At 50.0% G+C, this 20,209-nt stretch carries 15 protein-coding genes and 3 pseudogenes; 9 read left to right on the forward strand and 9 right to left on the reverse strand.

Going from position 1 to position 20,209, the window contains the following annotated elements:
• The first annotated feature begins 41 nt into the window (after window positions 1-41).
• Window positions 42-962: an Rpn family recombination-promoting nuclease/putative transposase gene (locus tag J2125_RS24200; protein ID WP_034950508.1), complete on the forward strand. Its 921-nt coding sequence runs from the start codon at window positions 42-44 to the stop codon at window positions 960-962.
• Window positions 963-1,021: 59 nt separating this feature from the next.
• Here J2125_RS24200 and J2125_RS24205 read toward each other — a convergent pair.
• A pseudogene (locus tag J2125_RS24205) lies at window positions 1,022-1,624 on the reverse strand (DUF2913 family protein).
• 833 nt (window positions 1,625-2,457) lie between these two features.
• Here J2125_RS24205 and J2125_RS24210 point away from each other — a divergent pair.
• On the forward strand, window positions 2,458-3,195 hold the full coding sequence (locus J2125_RS24210) for a metallophosphoesterase (RefSeq protein WP_209499561.1): 738 nt from the start codon (window positions 2,458-2,460) through the stop codon (window positions 3,193-3,195).
• Window positions 3,196-3,354: 159 nt separating this feature from the next.
• Window positions 3,355-3,642: a hypothetical protein gene (locus tag J2125_RS24215; RefSeq protein WP_209499562.1), complete on the forward strand. Its 288-nt coding sequence runs from the start codon at window positions 3,355-3,357 to the stop codon at window positions 3,640-3,642.
• Between the two features lie 22 nt (window positions 3,643-3,664).
• Here the strand turns inward: J2125_RS24215 and J2125_RS24220 are convergent, their stop codons facing one another.
• The 3 genes and pseudogenes from J2125_RS24220 to J2125_RS24230 form a co-directional block, all read right to left on the reverse strand.
• A complete protein-coding gene (locus J2125_RS24220) occupies window positions 3,665-4,396 on the reverse strand; it encodes an aspartate/glutamate racemase family protein (protein WP_209499563.1) in 732 nt (243 codons plus the stop codon).
• 261 nt (window positions 4,397-4,657) lie between these two features.
• Window positions 4,658-5,387, reverse strand: a pseudogene (locus tag J2125_RS24225) (SDR family oxidoreductase).
• A 181-nt stretch (window positions 5,388-5,568) separates the two neighbouring features.
• Complete coding sequence (locus tag J2125_RS24230) at window positions 5,569-7,113, reverse strand: methyl-accepting chemotaxis protein (protein ID WP_209499594.1); 1,545 nt, start codon at window positions 7,111-7,113, stop codon at window positions 5,569-5,571.
• Window positions 7,114-7,950: 837 nt separating this feature from the next.
• On the opposite strand from J2125_RS24230, the gene J2125_RS24235 reads away from it, so the two are divergent.
• The 3 genes from J2125_RS24235 to J2125_RS24245 all read left to right on the forward strand — a co-directional run bounded on the left by J2125_RS24235 (window position 7,951) and on the right by J2125_RS24245 (window position 10,548).
• The gene (locus tag J2125_RS24235) at window positions 7,951-9,111 is read left to right on the forward strand and encodes an IS30 family transposase (protein WP_034947353.1); all 1,161 of its coding nucleotides are present in this window, start codon (window positions 7,951-7,953) and stop codon (window positions 9,109-9,111) included.
• Window positions 9,112-9,363: 252 nt separating this feature from the next.
• Complete coding sequence (locus J2125_RS24240) at window positions 9,364-10,101, forward strand: metallophosphoesterase (RefSeq protein WP_209499561.1); 738 nt, start codon at window positions 9,364-9,366, stop codon at window positions 10,099-10,101.
• Between the two features lie 159 nt (window positions 10,102-10,260).
• Window positions 10,261-10,548: a hypothetical protein gene (locus J2125_RS24245; RefSeq protein ID WP_209499562.1), complete on the forward strand. Its 288-nt coding sequence runs from the start codon at window positions 10,261-10,263 to the stop codon at window positions 10,546-10,548.
• Between the two features lie 22 nt (window positions 10,549-10,570).
• On the opposite strand, the gene J2125_RS24250 is transcribed toward J2125_RS24245, so the two are convergent.
• The 3 genes and pseudogenes from J2125_RS24250 to J2125_RS24260 all read right to left on the reverse strand — a co-directional run bounded on the left by J2125_RS24250 (window position 10,571) and on the right by J2125_RS24260 (window position 14,019).
• Window positions 10,571-11,302 carry an aspartate/glutamate racemase family protein gene (locus tag J2125_RS24250; RefSeq protein WP_209499563.1) on the reverse strand — a complete coding sequence of 244 codons (732 nt, stop codon included), beginning with the start codon at window positions 11,300-11,302 and terminating at the stop codon, window positions 10,571-10,573.
• A 261-nt stretch (window positions 11,303-11,563) separates the two neighbouring features.
• Window positions 11,564-12,293 (reverse strand): annotated as a pseudogene (locus tag J2125_RS24255) (SDR family oxidoreductase).
• 181 nt (window positions 12,294-12,474) lie between these two features.
• On the reverse strand, window positions 12,475-14,019 hold the full coding sequence (locus tag J2125_RS24260) for a methyl-accepting chemotaxis protein (RefSeq protein ID WP_209499594.1): 1,545 nt from the start codon (window positions 14,017-14,019) through the stop codon (window positions 12,475-12,477).
• An 837-nt stretch (window positions 14,020-14,856) separates the two neighbouring features.
• On the opposite strand from J2125_RS24260, the gene J2125_RS24265 reads away from it, so the two are divergent.
• The gene (locus J2125_RS24265) at window positions 14,857-16,017 is read left to right on the forward strand and encodes an IS30 family transposase (RefSeq protein WP_034947353.1); all 1,161 of its coding nucleotides are present in this window, start codon (window positions 14,857-14,859) and stop codon (window positions 16,015-16,017) included.
• 224 nt (window positions 16,018-16,241) lie between these two features.
• Here J2125_RS24265 and J2125_RS24270 read toward each other — a convergent pair whose 3' ends face one another.
• The gene (locus tag J2125_RS24270) at window positions 16,242-16,910 is read right to left on the reverse strand and encodes a DUF3313 domain-containing protein (protein ID WP_209499564.1); all 669 of its coding nucleotides are present in this window, start codon (window positions 16,908-16,910) and stop codon (window positions 16,242-16,244) included.
• 338 nt (window positions 16,911-17,248) lie between these two features.
• On the opposite strand from J2125_RS24270, the gene J2125_RS24275 reads away from it, so the two are divergent.
• Window positions 17,249-17,626, forward strand: coding sequence for a hypothetical protein (locus tag J2125_RS24275; protein WP_017802649.1), 378 nt, complete (start codon window positions 17,249-17,251; stop codon window positions 17,624-17,626).
• Between the two features lie 49 nt (window positions 17,627-17,675).
• The gene (locus tag J2125_RS24280) at window positions 17,676-17,963 is read left to right on the forward strand and encodes a hypothetical protein (RefSeq protein WP_026111910.1); all 288 of its coding nucleotides are present in this window, start codon (window positions 17,676-17,678) and stop codon (window positions 17,961-17,963) included.
• A gap of 667 nt (window positions 17,964-18,630) precedes the next feature.
• On the opposite strand, the gene J2125_RS24285 is transcribed toward J2125_RS24280, so the two are convergent.
• Window positions 18,631-19,266: a TetR/AcrR family transcriptional regulator gene (locus J2125_RS24285; protein ID WP_017802646.1), complete on the reverse strand. Its 636-nt coding sequence runs from the start codon at window positions 19,264-19,266 to the stop codon at window positions 18,631-18,633.
• Window positions 19,267-20,209: the final 943 nt, after the last annotated feature.

Here is a 20,209-nt window from a genome sequence, read left to right on the forward strand (position 1 = left end):
CTGTGGTAACATACAGCGGTTATTTTTCAGAGCCGGAACTGATGAAGAAGAAGAAAAACCGCACACCTACTCCTCACGATGCCACGTTCCGGCAGTTTCTGACCCACCCGGATGTCGCCCGTGATTTCATGGAACTCCATCTGCCCGCAGAGCTGCGTGCTATCTGTGACCTCAGTACGCTAAAGCTGGAATCCGGCTCGTTCGTCGAGGATGACCTGAGGCAGTACTTTAGCGATGTGCTCTACAGTCTGAAAACCACAGCCGGTGAGGGTTATGTCCACGTGCTCATCGAGCACCAGTCTTCACCCGATAAACACATGGCTTTTCGCCTGATGCGTTATGCGGTGGCTGCCATGCAGCGCCACCTTGAGGCGGGCCATAAGAAGTTGCCACTGGTGATACCCGTGCTGTTCTATACGGGTAAACGCAGCCCGTACCCTTACTCCACCCGGTGGCTGAATGAGTTTGATGAGCTGGCGCTGGCAGGCAAACTCTACAGCAGCGCTTTCCCGCTGGTTGACGTTACCGTCATTCCTGATGATGAAATCGCCGGCCATCGCAGCATGGCCGCCCTGACCCTGCTGCAGAAACATATTCATCAGCGGGACCTGGCAGAACTGACTGACCGGCTGGCGCCCATTCTGCTGGCCGGCTATCTGTCTTCATCACAGGTGATATCGCTGGTACACTATATTGTACAGGCAGGCGAAACAGCCGACGCCGAAGGTTTTGTACGCGAACTGGCACAGCGTGTGCCGCAACACGGAGACGCACTTATGACCATCGCACAACAGCTCGAACAGAATGGCATCCAGAAGGGTATCCAGCTAGGCAGGCAGGAAGGCCGAAATGAAGGCAAGCTGGAAGTTGCCCGTACCATGCTGCAGAACGGTCTTGACCGTAATACCATCATGAAAATGACCGGACTGACTGAAGACGACCTGGCGCAGATCCGCCACTGACTTATTTAGCGGCCTCTCCGGCCGTACTGCTGAACCACCAGGTACAGCCGCCCAGGGGCTCACTGCCCCATCGTCAGTTCATATTTTTCTGCCGTCAGCACATAAAGCCCGGAATGCCCATCAATAGCCATCTGCCATCCACAGCGGTTAAGAAGCGTTTCCAGCCCCTGCACGGACCCGGTTAGTCGCGCGATCACCGGTGCGACCTGCTGGCCGCCATCGTTGAATGCAGCATCCAGGCTGCTTCGGGACAGATAAATTCCGTTTACGCCAGCGTTCAGGACGGCGGCATGCCTTCCCGACCACTCCCGGTCGCTGAACAGCCGGTAAGCCCAGCACATATCTTTCGCCATCTCCAGGGCATATGTCAGACGGAACAGGTCATTCTGCCGGGACAGCTCGCCTGTACAGGAGCGCCAGAGATAGTCGAGCTTGCCGGCAAGCTTTGCGGCAACGCCATATTGGCGTCCCTGTTTCAGCAGCCACTCAATGTCGGGAGCCACCTCACGGGAAAAGCGACGCTGTTTAAGGGCGGTCGCCAGCCAGCGTGTCAGAAAGAGATTTTCCTAAGCAGCGGAAAAAACGGTACCGTCCTGACGTGCAAGTGCAAGGGCTGCCAGAGCGCACCAGGCCAGATGACCGGATTTTTGTGTGAGCGTCACTGCAGTCTGTCCTCTGAATAAATCATATTTGCCATTCTAACCGTGCTTATCTACGCAATAAATCCTGTGCGGGTAAATTTACTTAGATAATGGTAACACACCAAAGATTGTGCTCTGTATGGCGTGCAGCAGCATGAAGGCGCCGAATGATTTCCTGAACAGAGTACACTGGGCAGACGGCGCCGTACGCCCGGTGTAGCCGGTTAGGGTCAGATAAAATGCGCTACCCAACTCTTCTTATATCTGCTGAGATGAGTGAAGTACATGTCTGCCCTGCTGCCGGGATTTTTCCACTCGTCGGTTTTTTTATTAACTTACCGATTACGCTTGCGACTGATTTTTAAGTAATTAATATAAACAGTGTTGTGTCATAGGTGAGCGCTTCTACCGCTCAGTGAAGGGAAGATGTCTGACGGGATTGTCTGGTTCTTCCTCACAAAGTAGAAAACTATATAGAAGCACAATACGCTACCACCGCGTTTTGTAACTGCCCTCCTCGGAGGGCAGGTATTTTTTTATGATAAACACTAAAAGGTTATTAACTCCCGCTCTTGGCACAAAAGCACGCTGGTTAAATGTCTGCTATGAGCGAAAAGCGGACGTTACGCATCCCTGCGAACATTGGCTTTGAGCAGTCGGAATTGAACTTAGCGATTCATTGTGAATTCCCGAACGCCTTTACAGCCAGTCTGATTCACCGCAACGTTATGAATTCTTGATCCTAATTAATCTGTTCATTGTTACCATAGTGGTGAAAAACATGAAATTTGTAACGGGATTCATGGTTGTGAATCAGGATCTTATTCCCCACACAATAATCGTATGAGGTCTTTATGCTGATAGCTCAGGTTTCAGACATTCACGCCTCAACCGAAAATGATTATCTGTTTCGGTTCGACCAGGTACTAAATTGGCTTACACATCTGCAACCGGACATACTGGTAATTACAGGCGATCTAACGGATGGGCATTGGCAGGAAGGTTATAAACACATAGCTGACCGCCTGAATCAGCAAAATTACCCTTCGTTGATCCTGCCGGGTAACTCAGACGACCGAAGTCTGATGCGTTCTGTTTGGGATGAGAATAGATGGGCGCATGATGCCCAAGGAGAAGCCCTGCACTTAATTCATAACACCGGTGACATTCGCCTGATTGGTCTGGATTCGACGATTGATTATAAAGATTACGGCAGTGTGACTGACCATCTGGAATGGTTGGATAACCAACTTAGCGACGCATGCAGCCCTCCGTCATTGCTGTTTCTGCACCATCACGTATTTGCATCTGGCATACCAACGCTAGACGAAACGATGTGCAGAGGTCTGCCTGAGATGGAAGATTTGATTAGACGCGCCCCGGCCAGATTACTCGCCATTTCTTCAGGCCATGTCCACAGACCAATAGCGGGCACGTATGCGGGCATACCTGCCTACATTTGTGGCTCCGTTTGCCCCGCTAATCCTGTCTGGTTTGGAACAGTAAACTCTCCTCCTGCGAATGACCCGCCAGCGTTGATAATTCACCGCTACGTCAGTAACGCCCTTATCAGTCATCACGTTTGCGTTTAACTGGCATTCAGAAAAGCATAGACCTCATAGAAAACGACCTGATCCCCAGTGACCAACGCATAATGTTGTGGGGGAGCAATGTCCGCATCTGGCACAAAGCGGACTTGCGCTCTGGAAGGCCCGCCAAGAGCGATCGACGGATATTGCTAAAAGGGTTTAGTGAGCATTAACAGGGAGCAGGTCGATATTACCGTGTTAAATGAAGCAACATCGTTGTTAAAACCCAATCAGGATGTCACACCAGTGAATGTAAACAATTGCCAGATCTGCGGCGAACCGATGAGTAAAACACCAGGAACTATGAGTTTTGACTGTGGCGGCGATTGCTTATGTTGCATGACTTTCCATGGCGATCCAGATGCAATTGAGATTGTTGAGAAACTTACTGGCGAAAAAGTTAATGTCTGGGGAAGCTCATATCGTTCAAGTAAGGTTGAAGGGCTGTAATGAGCGACAAGCGGACATCAGGTTAGTCGGTATTATGGGTGCCGTCTGTAATTTTCCCGGACAGACGTCTGTAGTTTTTAATGGTCGCACTGGAAAGGCTTGCTGCCGTATCTACGATGAAAAAGCTGAAAGTATTTTCAGTTATCAGGGGACTAAGATCTGTACAAGCAATAAGAAGAGCCTCCACCTTAAGATTTGCCACTACAGACATTAAATTTATCCACTCTGCCTGTACATCGGAGTCATGAAAACCTTTCGTTTTAACCCGTCCAATTAGCGATGTGGTCATCTCACGAAGCAGAGGTGAATCAATAATCTCTTTACCAGAAGCTTCTATCCGCGCCTGATAAAAACCCGCTTCCAGCGTAGGTTTCGTAGCCAGTACAGCAATCCTGGTTGCCTCTGCAGGTAGTGACTCAAGTGCGATGTCTGCGATATGCAGAAGTGGGATACCGGAGCTCACCGCCTTCATTTCGGCAAAGTAGCAGTGCGCAAGATTACAGGGAACAGCTATCAGACTCACTTTGGCCCTGACGAGTTCGGTAATACCCTGCTGTAGGGTTGCGATCATCGCATTATCATCAACTTTCTTGCCAGGCCAGAAAGGTGTCGGCAACGAGATAATATGCATTTTAGGAAAATCCATATCATATTTCGCTCCGTACCCGATGTGACACTCTGTCACCAGCATATCAACGAAGGGGGCTGTGGAGCGGGGTCCCATTCCTGCAAGCACACCTATAGAAACAGTCATTGTCAGTGCCTCCTTTAAAGATCTTCTTTCCGCTTAACAAATTATCGCTAAATTGCCTGCAAAATTACAGACGAACGGAATGAACATGCCGGAGGTCACTTAGAAAGGTGCAGGTGAACTACCGCAATTGATCAACACATCATGATGCGGAGAGAGCAGGCTTCAGGCACAAAGCGGACCTACGCTCCGGAAGATCCGCTATGAGCTAAAAGCAGACATTGCTGGATTAATTTCACTTACTTTCGTGGCTTTGGTCGGCGGTCAGTAATGTGCAAGCCCGTCGTCTACAGCATACTGGCTGCCGGTAACATAGGATGCGTCATCGGAGTGCAACTGCAGCGGCCTCTTCTACTGTTCCCGCTCGCCCCAAAGGAACCTGGCTTACCACAAAATCTTCAAACTGCTGACGGGACTCTTCTGGCATAAAGTGCCTGAAGTTAGTTTCAATCGGACCAGGCACCAAAGTGTTGGCGCGGATACCGCGTTCAGCCAGCGCAGAAGCCCAGCTTTTAACCATAGCGATAACGGCGCCTTTCGTTGCTGCATATAGGCTTGTCATCGCCGCACCTTCATAGACAGAAGAGGAGGAAGTTACCAAAATGGCCGCGCCTGAATTAAGTGATTCGGAGACAACTGCTAGCTGTAGCATCGGGCTGCGCACATTAGCGTTCATCATACGATTGAAAGAATCTGCCGTTACAGATTCCGGAGATCCTACCTCTGCAAAGCCGGCATTAAGCCATAATCCATCAAGTGAACCCCAGCCGCTGATAGCTTCCCCCAGCCCTTTTATGTCGGTTTCGCTTGCAGTATCGCTTTTCAGAATAAGTGATGTTACAGGAAGCAGGCTGCGTGCACGTTCCAGCCTTTCTTCATTAAGCCCCGTAATGGCTACGTGACCACCTTCAGTAACAATACGCTGAGCGCCTGCCAGCCCCATGCCACTGGTGCCGCCCGTGATCAGTATACGTTTACCCTGGAATCTTCCCACCGGCAGTCGCTACGGTCACAGATGACGGAAGCATCCGGCGAACCGCTTACCTTCCACTCATCTAGGAACCGCTTACCTTCCACTCATCTAGGAACCGCAGGCTGGGTATCTGAACGCCCGGTTAGTCTGCCGCCCCCTGCTTCGTCCGGCAGCCGGACGAAGCAGGGGATTTACCTGCACATTATATGCGGAAGGTTTCCACCATATTCTGCAGGGCACGCGCCTGCTCAGAAAGGGACTGCGATGCCGCCGAGGACTCTTCAACCAGCGCGGCGTTATTCTGCGTGACGCCGTCCATCTGGGTTACCGCAATGCTGACCTGGGCGATGCCCTGCATCTGCTCCTCTGAGCCGAGCGAGATTTCGTCCATGGCCTCAGCCAGTTCACCCACCATGCCGGTAATTCTGATGATACTCTGTCCTGTACCGTCAGCTACCGAAACGCCGTTTTCGACCTGGGTGACCGCCATCTCAATGAGGGCTTTAATTTCTTTTGCCGCTGTGGCGCTGCGCTGCGCAAGCGACCTCACCTCGCCGGCCACTACCGCAAAGCCGCGCCCCTCCTCTCCGGCACGGGCCGCCTCGACCGCAGCGTTCAGTGCGAGGATATTGGTCTGGAATGCAATACCCTCGATAACGGCGGTAATATCCCGTATTTTTCCGGCGCTGTGAGATATCTCTCCCATACTTTCGGACATGCGAAGCACCTCCTCCCTACCGTTACGGGAAAGAGCAGCCGCTTCCCTTGCCACACCGGCAGTATGCTGCGCGCTGGTTGTGTTGTTCCTTACCGTGGCCGTTATCTCCTCCATGCTGGCCGCTGTTTCCTGCAGCGCAGCCGCCTGCTGCTCCGTCCGTGATGACAGCTCGCTGTTACCCTGAGAGATTTCATCTGCTGCCTGTGCCACTGAACCGGCAGCGCCCTTTATCTGTCCCACAAGTGCGCGAAGGTCAGCCTGCATTCCGTCAAGAGAGGCCAGCAGGCTGGTTGTGTCCTTATGTCGCAGCTGAACGGGCGTGGTCAGGTCCCCCCCGGCAATCGCCGCCGCGATTTTCTGAGCCTCTGCGGGTTCCCCTCCCAGTTGCCGCATCAGGATGCGGACAATAAACAGGCAGACCAGTACACTACTCACGATTGAAATGAAAATAATCAGGCCGGAAATCTTCAGCACCCTGATGGCATGTTCATTATTTCTGAAAGCAGTTTCTTCAGCCTGGTGAGTCTGGATGGTTGTCAGGGCATTCAGGCTTGCAATCAGAAGCTGTTGAGGAGGCCGTACCACGCTGGTGAGATAATCCGGCAGGCCTTCAAGTTGCTTCTGCCTGCCTTTTTTTGCAGCAGTCTCAAGCACTGCAAGCGCCGTCTTCTCGTTATCCAGGACGGTGGTAAGGAGTTTCATCTCGTCCGGGATGTTTTCAGCCATAATCATACCTTTGAGCTTATTGCGATTCTGAATATAAGCAGTTTTGCTCTTCTCAAAGCGTTCCCACTCTGTGGCAATGGCTTTTTCGTCAGAAAACAGCGCCATATTTCTGACCTGAACCAGCATATTTCTCAGGGCCGTGCCGGCTTCATTCGCCACCACCACCTTTTTCAGCCTGTGAGAGACGATGTCATTCATCTCATGCCGGGATGTATTAAGGCTGATAAAGGTAAATGCGGAACTGATTACAAACAGTAAGATAAGGAAGGTGAAACCTGCTGTTAAACGTGTCGATATTTTCACTGGATAAACCTTGATGGTTGATGAACTAATACATATCGACAAAATCCGGCCGGGCTTGATGACCGGGCGGAGCAGCAAAGCTGTCTATTCCGTAGCCAGATCGGAACTCCGGCAGTCAGTCCGGAAGGTATTTTTTACAAAAGTATGGCTGATCTGAGGCGTACTGCTCTGATTAAGGCTGTTCCGGTGAAGGTCTGCCGACAGTAGAAAGGTCATACCGGCCTGAGGTGCCTGGATATCCTGCGTGTGGCAGATGCCCATGCGCGCAGCGTTCTCCCCGTAGGTAAGACCCTGATTGTCAGGCAGGCTAAGCACATGGATAATGCTGAATTTTTTGATGAACCGGTTACATGGCCTGCTGCCATGAAAATGGCACCTCATATCTGCATGAACATCAATACGGTCTGAATGTGACACTTACATTCATCTGGTGAGAGTTCTGAGTCTATGTCCTCAACGTCGTCCGCCACCCAGATGTGGGCCACACACCGAGTGTCAGGGGCAAACCCCGACTAGCTGGCTATCAGGCCGGCAATGGTAAGTTCTCTTTTCATCATCTGCTCCTCAGTCAACGGTTGCACGGCCTCATCTGCCCCGTGCCGCCACAGCAGCCGGTCGCAAAGCGGAGCTGGCAGGGCGACACCGGAAGCCGCACGCGCCGCCGGAGCAGACTGAATGTCCCGCGGACGGCGGGGAACGGGTGAGCAGTTGTGTTTGATGTCAACCAAAGAGGGTGTTTTAAAGACGTGTAGTGGTTGCAGATGATGAACGTCCGCTATGAGCTGTGAGTTCAATGGCTCGATGCAACGCTATCCTTAATCAAGGGGGGACGTTGTCATGAAACGAAGAACTCGGATTAACTACACGCCAGAGCAGAAGGCGATTATCTGGGACAGATATAAGCAAGGTGATTCTCTGCATGATATCGCCAGAATGTTCGACAGATTTCATTCTTCCATCATGCCCACAATCCACCAGACAGGGGGCTACCGTCCTCCCGTTCGAAAGCGGCATCGATTAGCGCTTACGCTTGATGAAAGAGAGGAGATCTCCAGAGGACTGGTAGCAAAACTCAGTATCAGGGACATTGCTGCCAACTTATCAAGAGCACCCTCAACGATTAGCCGCGAGGTCAGGAGGCACGGAGGTGCCAAGCAATACCGTGCAGCAAAAGCCGATACTGCTGCGTGGGAAAATGCTCTGAGACCAAAACCTTGCAAGCTAATTGAAAGCCCCACATTGTGTAAAATCATTGCAGAGAAGATGCATCAGGACTGGTCGCCGGAACAGATCGCCGGTTGGCTGAAACGCTGTTATCCGGATAATCAGGAAATGCATGTGTCACACGAAACGATTTATAAAACGCTTTTTATACAAACCCGGGGGGCATTAAAAAAAGAGCTGCAGCAATGCCTCAGAAGCGGAAGAGCGGTTCGTAGATCCCGAACGTCATCACTTAAAGGGAAAGGGTTAGGGAAAATCCCGAATGCGATACCTATCAGCGAAAGGCCACCGGAAGCCTCAGACAGAGCCATCCCTGGTCACTGGGAAGGTGATCTGATCCAGGGCTCGAAAAACTCCTATATTATCACCCTCGTAGAACGCCATTCCCGCTTTGTTATGTTAGCCAAAATCAGGGACAACAAGACCATAACGGTTATATCTGCACTCATCAGACAAGCCCGGGAATTACCTGTTGAGCTATATAAAACATTAACCTGGGATCGGGGAGCTGAAATGACCAGCCACACCCGGTTTACTGTAGCAACAGACATCCAGATTTACTTCTGTGATCCTCAATCTCCCTGGCAACGTGGCTCAAATGAAAATACGAACAGGTTGCTAAGACAATATTTTCCAAAGGGAACTGACTTATCGGTTCACAGTCAGCAGAGACTAAACAGCGTTGCCAGACAGCTCAACGAAAGACCGAGAAAAACGCTAGACTATGAATCACCCGCAGAACGGTTCAATAAGTGTGTTGCGTCCATCAGTTGAACTCACAGCGAAAAGCGGACGTTACGCATCCCTGCGAACATTGGCTTTGAGCAGTCGGAATTGAACTTAGCGATTCATTGTGAATTCCCGAACGCCTTTACAGCCAGTCTGATTCACCGCAACGTTATGAATTCTTGATCCTAATTAATCTGTTCATTGTTACCATAGTGGTGAAAAACATGAAATTTGTAACGGGATTCATGGTTGTGAATCAGGATCTTATTCCCCACACAATAATCGTATGAGGTCTTTATGCTGATAGCTCAGGTTTCAGACATTCACGCCTCAACCGAAAATGATTATCTGTTTCGGTTCGACCAGGTACTAAATTGGCTTACACATCTGCAACCGGACATACTGGTAATTACAGGCGATCTAACGGATGGGCATTGGCAGGAAGGTTATAAACACATAGCTGACCGCCTGAATCAGCAAAATTACCCTTCGTTGATCCTGCCGGGTAACTCAGACGACCGAAGTCTGATGCGTTCTGTTTGGGATGAGAATAGATGGGCGCATGATGCCCAAGGAGAAGCCCTGCACTTAATTCATAACACCGGTGACATTCGCCTGATTGGTCTGGATTCGACGATTGATTATAAAGATTACGGCAGTGTGACTGACCATCTGGAATGGTTGGATAACCAACTTAGCGACGCATGCAGCCCTCCGTCATTGCTGTTTCTGCACCATCACGTATTTGCATCTGGCATACCAACGCTAGACGAAACGATGTGCAGAGGTCTGCCTGAGATGGAAGATTTGATTAGACGCGCCCCGGCCAGATTACTCGCCATTTCTTCAGGCCATGTCCACAGACCAATAGCGGGCACGTATGCGGGCATACCTGCCTACATTTGTGGCTCCGTTTGCCCCGCTAATCCTGTCTGGTTTGGAACAGTAAACTCTCCTCCTGCGAATGACCCGCCAGCGTTGATAATTCACCGCTACGTCAGTAACGCCCTTATCAGTCATCACGTTTGCGTTTAACTGGCATTCAGAAAAGCATAGACCTCATAGAAAACGACCTGATCCCCAGTGACCAACGCATAATGTTGTGGGGGAGCAATGTCCGCATCTGGCACAAAGCGGACTTGCGCTCTGGAAGGCCCGCCAAGAGCGATCGACGGATATTGCTAAAAGGGTTTAGTGAGCATTAACAGGGAGCAGGTCGATATTACCGTGTTAAATGAAGCAACATCGTTGTTAAAACCCAATCAGGATGTCACACCAGTGAATGTAAACAATTGCCAGATCTGCGGCGAACCGATGAGTAAAACACCAGGAACTATGAGTTTTGACTGTGGCGGCGATTGCTTATGTTGCATGACTTTCCATGGCGATCCAGATGCAATTGAGATTGTTGAGAAACTTACTGGCGAAAAAGTTAATGTCTGGGGAAGCTCATATCGTTCAAGTAAGGTTGAAGGGCTGTAATGAGCGACAAGCGGACATCAGGTTAGTCGGTATTATGGGTGCCGTCTGTAATTTTCCCGGACAGACGTCTGTAGTTTTTAATGGTCGCACTGGAAAGGCTTGCTGCCGTATCTACGATGAAAAAGCTGAAAGTATTTTCAGTTATCAGGGGACTAAGATCTGTACAAGCAATAAGAAGAGCCTCCACCTTAAGATTTGCCACTACAGACATTAAATTTATCCACTCTGCCTGTACATCGGAGTCATGAAAACCTTTCGTTTTAACCCGTCCAATTAGCGATGTGGTCATCTCACGAAGCAGAGGTGAATCAATAATCTCTTTACCAGAAGCTTCTATCCGCGCCTGATAAAAACCCGCTTCCAGCGTAGGTTTCGTAGCCAGTACAGCAATCCTGGTTGCCTCTGCAGGTAGTGACTCAAGTGCGATGTCTGCGATATGCAGAAGTGGGATACCGGAGCTCACCGCCTTCATTTCGGCAAAGTAGCAGTGCGCAAGATTACAGGGAACAGCTATCAGACTCACTTTGGCCCTGACGAGTTCGGTAATACCCTGCTGTAGGGTTGCGATCATCGCATTATCATCAACTTTCTTGCCAGGCCAGAAAGGTGTCGGCAACGAGATAATATGCATTTTAGGAAAATCCATATCATATTTCGCTCCGTACCCGATGTGACACTCTGTCACCAGCATATCAACGAAGGGGGCTGTGGAGCGGGGTCCCATTCCTGCAAGCACACCTATAGAAACAGTCATTGTCAGTGCCTCCTTTAAAGATCTTCTTTCCGCTTAACAAATTATCGCTAAATTGCCTGCAAAATTACAGACGAACGGAATGAACATGCCGGAGGTCACTTAGAAAGGTGCAGGTGAACTACCGCAATTGATCAACACATCATGATGCGGAGAGAGCAGGCTTCAGGCACAAAGCGGACCTACGCTCCGGAAGATCCGCTATGAGCTAAAAGCAGACATTGCTGGATTAATTTCACTTACTTTCGTGGCTTTGGTCGGCGGTCAGTAATGTGCAAGCCCGTCGTCTACAGCATACTGGCTGCCGGTAACATAGGATGCGTCATCGGAGTGCAACTGCAGCGGCCTCTTCTACTGTTCCCGCTCGCCCCAAAGGAACCTGGCTTACCACAAAATCTTCAAACTGCTGACGGGACTCTTCTGGCATAAAGTGCCTGAAGTTAGTTTCAATCGGACCAGGCACCAAAGTGTTGGCGCGGATACCGCGTTCAGCCAGCGCAGAAGCCCAGCTTTTAACCATAGCGATAACGGCGCCTTTCGTTGCTGCATATAGGCTTGTCATCGCCGCACCTTCATAGACAGAAGAGGAGGAAGTTACCAAAATGGCCGCGCCTGAATTAAGTGATTCGGAGACAACTGCTAGCTGTAGCATCGGGCTGCGCACATTAGCGTTCATCATACGATTGAAAGAATCTGCCGTTACAGATTCCGGAGATCCTACCTCTGCAAAGCCGGCATTAAGCCATAATCCATCAAGTGAACCCCAGCCGCTGATAGCTTCCCCCAGCCCTTTTATGTCGGTTTCGCTTGCAGTATCGCTTTTCAGAATAAGTGATGTTACAGGAAGCAGGCTGCGTGCACGTTCCAGCCTTTCTTCATTAAGCCCCGTAATGGCTACGTGACCACCTTCAGTAACAATACGCTGAGCGCCTGCCAGCCCCATGCCACTGGTGCCGCCCGTGATCAGTATACGTTTACCCTGGAATCTTCCCACCGGCAGTCGCTACGGTCACAGATGACGGAAGCATCCGGCGAACCGCTTACCTTCCACTCATCTAGGAACCGCTTACCTTCCACTCATCTAGGAACCGCAGGCTGGGTATCTGAACGCCCGGTTAGTCTGCCGCCCCCTGCTTCGTCCGGCAGCCGGACGAAGCAGGGGATTTACCTGCACATTATATGCGGAAGGTTTCCACCATATTCTGCAGGGCACGCGCCTGCTCAGAAAGGGACTGCGATGCCGCCGAGGACTCTTCAACCAGCGCGGCGTTATTCTGCGTGACGCCGTCCATCTGGGTTACCGCAATGCTGACCTGGGCGATGCCCTGCATCTGCTCCTCTGAGCCGAGCGAGATTTCGTCCATGGCCTCAGCCAGTTCACCCACCATGCCGGTAATTCTGATGATACTCTGTCCTGTACCGTCAGCTACCGAAACGCCGTTTTCGACCTGGGTGACCGCCATCTCAATGAGGGCTTTAATTTCTTTTGCCGCTGTGGCGCTGCGCTGCGCAAGCGACCTCACCTCGCCGGCCACTACCGCAAAGCCGCGCCCCTCCTCTCCGGCACGGGCCGCCTCGACCGCAGCGTTCAGTGCGAGGATATTGGTCTGGAATGCAATACCCTCGATAACGGCGGTAATATCCCGTATTTTTCCGGCGCTGTGAGATATCTCTCCCATACTTTCGGACATGCGAAGCACCTCCTCCCTACCGTTACGGGAAAGAGCAGCCGCTTCCCTTGCCACACCGGCAGTATGCTGCGCGCTGGTTGTGTTGTTCCTTACCGTGGCCGTTATCTCCTCCATGCTGGCCGCTGTTTCCTGCAGCGCAGCCGCCTGCTGCTCCGTCCGTGATGACAGCTCGCTGTTACCCTGAGAGATTTCATCTGCTGCCTGTGCCACTGAACCGGCAGCGCCCTTTATCTGTCCCACAAGTGCGCGAAGGTCAGCCTGCATTCCGTCAAGAGAGGCCAGCAGGCTGGTTGTGTCCTTATGTCGCAGCTGAACGGGCGTGGTCAGGTCCCCCCCGGCAATCGCCGCCGCGATTTTCTGAGCCTCTGCGGGTTCCCCTCCCAGTTGCCGCATCAGGATGCGGACAATAAACAGGCAGACCAGTACACTACTCACGATTGAAATGAAAATAATCAGGCCGGAAATCTTCAGCACCCTGATGGCATGTTCATTATTTCTGAAAGCAGTTTCTTCAGCCTGGTGAGTCTGGATGGTTGTCAGGGCATTCAGGCTTGCAATCAGAAGCTGTTGAGGAGGCCGTACCACGCTGGTGAGATAATCCGGCAGGCCTTCAAGTTGCTTCTGCCTGCCTTTTTTTGCAGCAGTCTCAAGCACTGCAAGCGCCGTCTTCTCGTTATCCAGGACGGTGGTAAGGAGTTTCATCTCGTCCGGGATGTTTTCAGCCATAATCATACCTTTGAGCTTATTGCGATTCTGAATATAAGCAGTTTTGCTCTTCTCAAAGCGTTCCCACTCTGTGGCAATGGCTTTTTCGTCAGAAAACAGCGCCATATTTCTGACCTGAACCAGCATATTTCTCAGGGCCGTGCCGGCTTCATTCGCCACCACCACCTTTTTCAGCCTGTGAGAGACGATGTCATTCATCTCATGCCGGGATGTATTAAGGCTGATAAAGGTAAATGCGGAACTGATTACAAACAGTAAGATAAGGAAGGTGAAACCTGCTGTTAAACGTGTCGATATTTTCACTGGATAAACCTTGATGGTTGATGAACTAATACATATCGACAAAATCCGGCCGGGCTTGATGACCGGGCGGAGCAGCAAAGCTGTCTATTCCGTAGCCAGATCGGAACTCCGGCAGTCAGTCCGGAAGGTATTTTTTACAAAAGTATGGCTGATCTGAGGCGTACTGCTCTGATTAAGGCTGTTCCGGTGAAGGTCTGCCGACAGTAGAAAGGTCATACCGGCCTGAGGTGCCTGGATATCCTGCGTGTGGCAGATGCCCATGCGCGCAGCGTTCTCCCCGTAGGTAAGACCCTGATTGTCAGGCAGGCTAAGCACATGGATAATGCTGAATTTTTTGATGAACCGGTTACATGGCCTGCTGCCATGAAAATGGCACCTCATATCTGCATGAACATCAATACGGTCTGAATGTGACACTTACATTCATCTGGTGAGAGTTCTGAGTCTATGTCCTCAACGTCGTCCGCCACCCAGATGTGGGCCACACACCGAGTGTCAGGGGCAAACCCCGACTAGCTGGCTATCAGGCCGGCAATGGTAAGTTCTCTTTTCATCATCTGCTCCTCAGTCAACGGTTGCACGGCCTCATCTGCCCCGTGCCGCCACAGCAGCCGGTCGCAAAGCGGAGCTGGCAGGGCGACACCGGAAGCCGCACGCGCCGCCGGAGCAGACTGAATGTCCCGCGGACGGCGGGGAACGGGTGAGCAGTTGTGTTTGATGTCAACCAAAGAGGGTGTTTTAAAGACGTGTAGTGGTTGCAGATGATGAACGTCCGCTATGAGCTGTGAGTTCAATGGCTCGATGCAACGCTATCCTTAATCAAGGGGGGACGTTGTCATGAAACGAAGAACTCGGATTAACTACACGCCAGAGCAGAAGGCGATTATCTGGGACAGATATAAGCAAGGTGATTCTCTGCATGATATCGCCAGAATGTTCGACAGATTTCATTCTTCCATCATGCCCACAATCCACCAGACAGGGGGCTACCGTCCTCCCGTTCGAAAGCGGCATCGATTAGCGCTTACGCTTGATGAAAGAGAGGAGATCTCCAGAGGACTGGTAGCAAAACTCAGTATCAGGGACATTGCTGCCAACTTATCAAGAGCACCCTCAACGATTAGCCGCGAGGTCAGGAGGCACGGAGGTGCCAAGCAATACCGTGCAGCAAAAGCCGATACTGCTGCGTGGGAAAATGCTCTGAGACCAAAACCTTGCAAGCTAATTGAAAGCCCCACATTGTGTAAAATCATTGCAGAGAAGATGCATCAGGACTGGTCGCCGGAACAGATCGCCGGTTGGCTGAAACGCTGTTATCCGGATAATCAGGAAATGCATGTGTCACACGAAACGATTTATAAAACGCTTTTTATACAAACCCGGGGGGCATTAAAAAAAGAGCTGCAGCAATGCCTCAGAAGCGGAAGAGCGGTTCGTAGATCCCGAACGTCATCACTTAAAGGGAAAGGGTTAGGGAAAATCCCGAATGCGATACCTATCAGCGAAAGGCCACCGGAAGCCTCAGACAGAGCCATCCCTGGTCACTGGGAAGGTGATCTGATCCAGGGCTCGAAAAACTCCTATATTATCACCCTCGTAGAACGCCATTCCCGCTTTGTTATGTTAGCCAAAATCAGGGACAACAAGACCATAACGGTTATATCTGCACTCATCAGACAAGCCCGGGAATTACCTGTTGAGCTATATAAAACATTAACCTGGGATCGGGGAGCTGAAATGACCAGCCACACCCGGTTTACTGTAGCAACAGACATCCAGATTTACTTCTGTGATCCTCAATCTCCCTGGCAACGTGGCTCAAATGAAAATACGAACAGGTTGCTAAGACAATATTTTCCAAAGGGAACTGACTTATCGGTTCACAGTCAGCAGAGACTAAACAGCGTTGCCAGACAGCTCAACGAAAGACCGAGAAAAACGCTAGACTATGAATCACCCGCAGAACGGTTCAATAAGTGTGTTGCGTCCATCAGTTGAACTCACAGCGAAAAGCGGACCATAAACATGTTTTTTCTAAATAACATGCCATGATGCAAGCAATGTCCGCTTCTGGCACAAAGCGGACATCTGCGCATGGTAAGGTATGCTATTAGCTATTAGCGGAGAGTGGCCTTAACTCTGACACAAGATTCAGAATGCTGTTTTTCAGCATACTTATCAGCCCAACAAGACATACTAAAAGAAATGGCCGAGCTTTTTACTCAACGAAGCTTTTCCAGAAGTTGTTCTGCTCCTTTGTCGATACCCGTTTCTGCTGCGCTCAGAGACCCAAATGTTGCACCCACGTTCATCGCATTAGGATACTGCTCCGCAACGTACGCGAGCAGCAGCGTTTTTGTTTCTGCATCTTCAATTTCAACTGCATAGTTAACGTACCCACTCATCAGGCCTCGCCCTCCACGCACCGACTGGACAATATTATAAGGACCTCCAGCCAAATCAAACTTGGTAAAGGTACCAATCACCGGCGGTGTAGTATCAGCGCCGGTAAGGGTCAGTTTTAACCTGAGTGAGGGGCCATTTCCGGCAGATGTATTTGTTATAAATTTCTCGGCGAGAACTTCGCCGAACTTATCGCGCATGTAGTTTGCCAGCCGGCGACGGTCTTCCTGCGACATATCATTAAACTGTGCGTCACTCCCCGAATAAATCTCAACAGGTTCAATAGTAATGCTTCTGTATTTGCTCCAGTTGACAGGAACTGCGTAACGGAAGGGTATCCGATCGTTGTCATCGGCAGTATTGAGTGACATACGTGCTGAGGAAGGTATGCCTGAATACTTTAATGGTGATGTGGAAGAGCAGCCTGATGCTGCCAGGATTGCAAGGAAGAAAAGGCTGCGATTAAAGGAGCGTGAAGTCAGCGACATTAGTAAATTCTCTTGTGTGTTAAAAATAAACTGTACGGTTTAGTTAAAATCGCTTAGCATGGTTGTGTCAAGAAGATGTTTCATTGAGTTTCATGACTTAGGGGTGAGGGAATGAGAATGAGAATGAGAATGAGTAAAGATGAAGTCTCTATGCTGAACTTAAAAACGAGAGCGTGCAGCATAAGCATTTTTCCGGGTTGTTTTCGCGTCAATTTGAAGGGTTACGGGAAGAAAGCCGGTATTGCAAACAAACCCATACGAACTCAGCCTTGAACGTGCTGGGATGCATATTGCCGTTACGCTTCTCTGGGCTGCCTATCAAAAGAAAGCTCACCCGTATGACGTTACTGCCTGCACAGGTGCAGTTTTGCTCAGAGCAGCATTCGGAAGCGGAATCACCACATCCCTCTGTAACTGATTACATACGTTCCCTGATGGACATAGCTATTTCTCGGGGTGAACTCCGTTTCCGCGCCGCGGACGAAATGGTGCGGTATTACCTTTCACTGACCAGCGAGCTGAATGGACATTTTACCACCAACGGCCAGCCGGATGTATGTCTTCGAAGCCAGATGAGACGAAGGATCAGTCAGGATATTCATTGGCAAATATGCGTCTGCGGGATTGGTATGAAAACGCTGGCTTGTCGGGCCATTCTGGCCCTCATTTTCATGCTCAGCGGCGCCCTGACCTCTTTCTCTGTTTATGTCAGCTGACACACGCACTTATGGAATATATCCCTTTGCCTTAACAGGACCCATGCAGATGATTGAACATTTGCTGACCGGAGCAGAGTTAATGACCTTAAGATACTGGATTCTACAGATGACGAGGGTAACGATAGCCCTCCTTGTGCTCTGCAGGATAACGGGCAATATCAGGGAGATATTTTACGTCAGGGGATTAGGGAGGAAGCTCGGTCAGTACTATACGATCAGGCTATGGGGCGCACGCCCGGGTGCCCTCATATTGATGCTGATTGTTGAGAACATCGTACTCATGGTCGCAGGCATATTTGCACTCACCATTCTCGGTGATGGAGTGCCTAACTGATAAATTTTGTTTCAGGTCTTGCAAAGGGCATGACCGAAAATGCCATAAAAAAGTCTGTAATCCGCTTAAAGCTCTGGATCAGGAAATAAACCCCGTGACTGAACTAATTTTGAATAAGGCAGGCAGTATCACCCTCATAGACTGGATGATGTTATGCATAACGGGCACAACGATCACTATAATAGGGTGGAGGGTTAGCTGTAATCTGCGCGACGTATTTTTTATAAGGAGATGCAGGGCTCAGCGTGGCAGGAAGTCGGCTCACCCTGCCTGGGGTTCTCGCGAAAACGCACTGATTACTTTGCTTACTGCAGAAATAATCGTCGCAGTGGCTCTCAGCAGTATTATGGTAATGATAATTGCAGGCACCTGATAAATGGTTTAATCAGGCCCGCCTTACAGCGGGCATTGGCGGATTAGATGTGGCTGCCGATCGAAAGGCAACCCGTAAGCATCATAAGTGCTGAACCCGTAATAAAAAGAACGAGATAACGCATAAAACACCCTCAGAATAATGAAACACAACCGGTCAACAGAAACGACCCAAGCACGGCGGTGATAATTAACAGAACACGATGTGACATTACAAACACCCCTTAAATGAACTGTACGGTTTAGTTTATATTTAATGCAGGCTATGTCAATCAGATACTGCGCCACCTCTGCACTAAATTTTCGCAGAGTCGGCCTTTTGCCCTGCGCCGTTTACAAACAGGTCAACCGCGCTTGTGACCATCACGCGCACTTCGTTTTCCGTATAGTCAGGAGTCTTACGCATGAGGAAAAGTTCGTCGGCTTCAGCCTTTACCAGAGCAGAAAACTGTTTCGCTCTCAGCGTTGGGTTACTTCCGGTTAAGTCTCCTTTACCCATATGGTACTCCATCACCCCGGTCAACGCGCTCATACTCTCGCGCACGCCCGACTCGTAAAAAAGCTCTCCTATATCAGAATGGCCCGCCTCACCAACGACCATCCGGTAAAGCTGCAAAGCTTTCCAGTCAGATGTCATCACACCCAGCATTCCCTCGCCAAAACGCTGTAACTTCTCAGATAATGTGAATAAGTCGTTATCGCTGGCTTTTAGCTCACTTGCTGCTCCCATGAGATAATTAGTGCTGTACGTCCTGACTACCGCCTCAAAAAGTCTCTCTTTAGAGGGGAAATAATTATAAAGCGTGGCTTTGGAGCAGCCGGCTTTTTTCGCAACACCGTCCATAGACGCTCGCTCGAACCCCTGTTCGAGAAATACGGCCGAAGCGGAGTTAAGAATTTCATTTTTCTTCTGTTCAGTCAGCATGCGCATTCATATCTCCTTTTCATAACCACAATCATAACAAAACTGAGCAGTTCATTAAAGGTGGGTAAAAACTTTGGGCATCTGGCAGATAAGCACCGGCATTCATATTCAGTGCGTCGATATATGAATATGCCCGAATGGCGCTCTGTTAAATGAATGAGTATGCAAAACCCGGTATGAGCGATGAGCGGATACTGGCGTGAAAGGCTTAACCGGTCCAGGGTATAACTGATACCTTCAGCACGTAATCATTGCCGAATGTTGTGCTGAACGCTATTCCTTAAACTGATCCTTTAGATTCCAGAAATCCCTGTCAGCCCAGAATGAGGCCTGCGAAGTGGACTGTTATCGTGCATTTTATATTTCTCATTCAGCCTGTTTCAGACATCAGCAACCTGCTCAGGGGAAGCGTTGAGAAGCCCTCTTAATATGATATCGGCATGGCTTTTTGCTAAAGACTCCAGATCGGGCCGCAGTTCACTGTCTTCATCAAAAATTTCCCGAAAAAGAGTGGCTGTGACCATCGGTCCCACGATGGACATCGCCTGAAGTCGTGGGTTTCCCTTCCTGGTCACACTAAAGAAAATACAACCACCACCTAAAAATTGATAAATTATTTTCTTATTTACACATAAGGCATGTAATTTTTTTATTAAACTTCAATATACTTTGGGGTTTAAGGGATCGTTCATATTCACTCATTGTGCTGCAAATCATCATTAGAGCTTAATAAAAGGCTGTTCCTCGGCACTTTTTTATAAACCACCAGATACACTGTGGCCTGCTCCCCGCAGATTAGTACATCCCGATGTTAGCAAGGTCCGATTTTGGCACAGAGCGGACATTGAAATCCATGCCGCAGGGTCCACTTTGAGCAAATAGAACGCGTTACGTTTCACCTGTTTTAAACATAACATCCCGTCGGTCATTGTGCTTATGACCCGGCGGC

The sequence above is a fragment of the Winslowiella toletana genome (genome assembly GCF_017875465.1).
Classification (GTDB): domain Bacteria; phylum Pseudomonadota; class Gammaproteobacteria; order Enterobacterales; family Enterobacteriaceae; genus Erwinia; species Erwinia toletana.

Coding starts and splice junctions, on each gene's coding strand:
- J2125_RS24200 (WP_034950508.1), top strand. CDS start 42: ATGAAGAAGAAGAAAAACCGCACACCTACTCCTCACGATGCCACGTTC.
- J2125_RS24210 (WP_209499561.1), top strand. CDS start 2,458: ATGCTGATAGCTCAGGTTTCAGACATTCACGCCTCAACCGAAAATGAT.
- J2125_RS24220 (WP_209499563.1), bottom strand. CDS start 4,396: ATGACTGTTTCTATAGGTGTGCTTGCAGGAATGGGACCCCGCTCCACA.
- J2125_RS24235 (WP_034947353.1), top strand. CDS start 7,951: ATGAAACGAAGAACTCGGATTAACTACACGCCAGAGCAGAAGGCGATT.
- J2125_RS24240 (WP_209499561.1), top strand. CDS start 9,364: ATGCTGATAGCTCAGGTTTCAGACATTCACGCCTCAACCGAAAATGAT.
- J2125_RS24250 (WP_209499563.1), bottom strand. CDS start 11,302: ATGACTGTTTCTATAGGTGTGCTTGCAGGAATGGGACCCCGCTCCACA.
- J2125_RS24265 (WP_034947353.1), top strand. CDS start 14,857: ATGAAACGAAGAACTCGGATTAACTACACGCCAGAGCAGAAGGCGATT.
- J2125_RS24270 (WP_209499564.1), bottom strand. CDS start 16,910: ATGTCGCTGACTTCACGCTCCTTTAATCGCAGCCTTTTCTTCCTTGCA.
- J2125_RS24275 (WP_017802649.1), top strand. CDS start 17,249: ATGACGTTACTGCCTGCACAGGTGCAGTTTTGCTCAGAGCAGCATTCG.
- J2125_RS24280 (WP_026111910.1), top strand. CDS start 17,676: ATGATTGAACATTTGCTGACCGGAGCAGAGTTAATGACCTTAAGATAC.
- J2125_RS24285 (WP_017802646.1), bottom strand. CDS start 19,266: ATGCGCATGCTGACTGAACAGAAGAAAAATGAAATTCTTAACTCCGCT.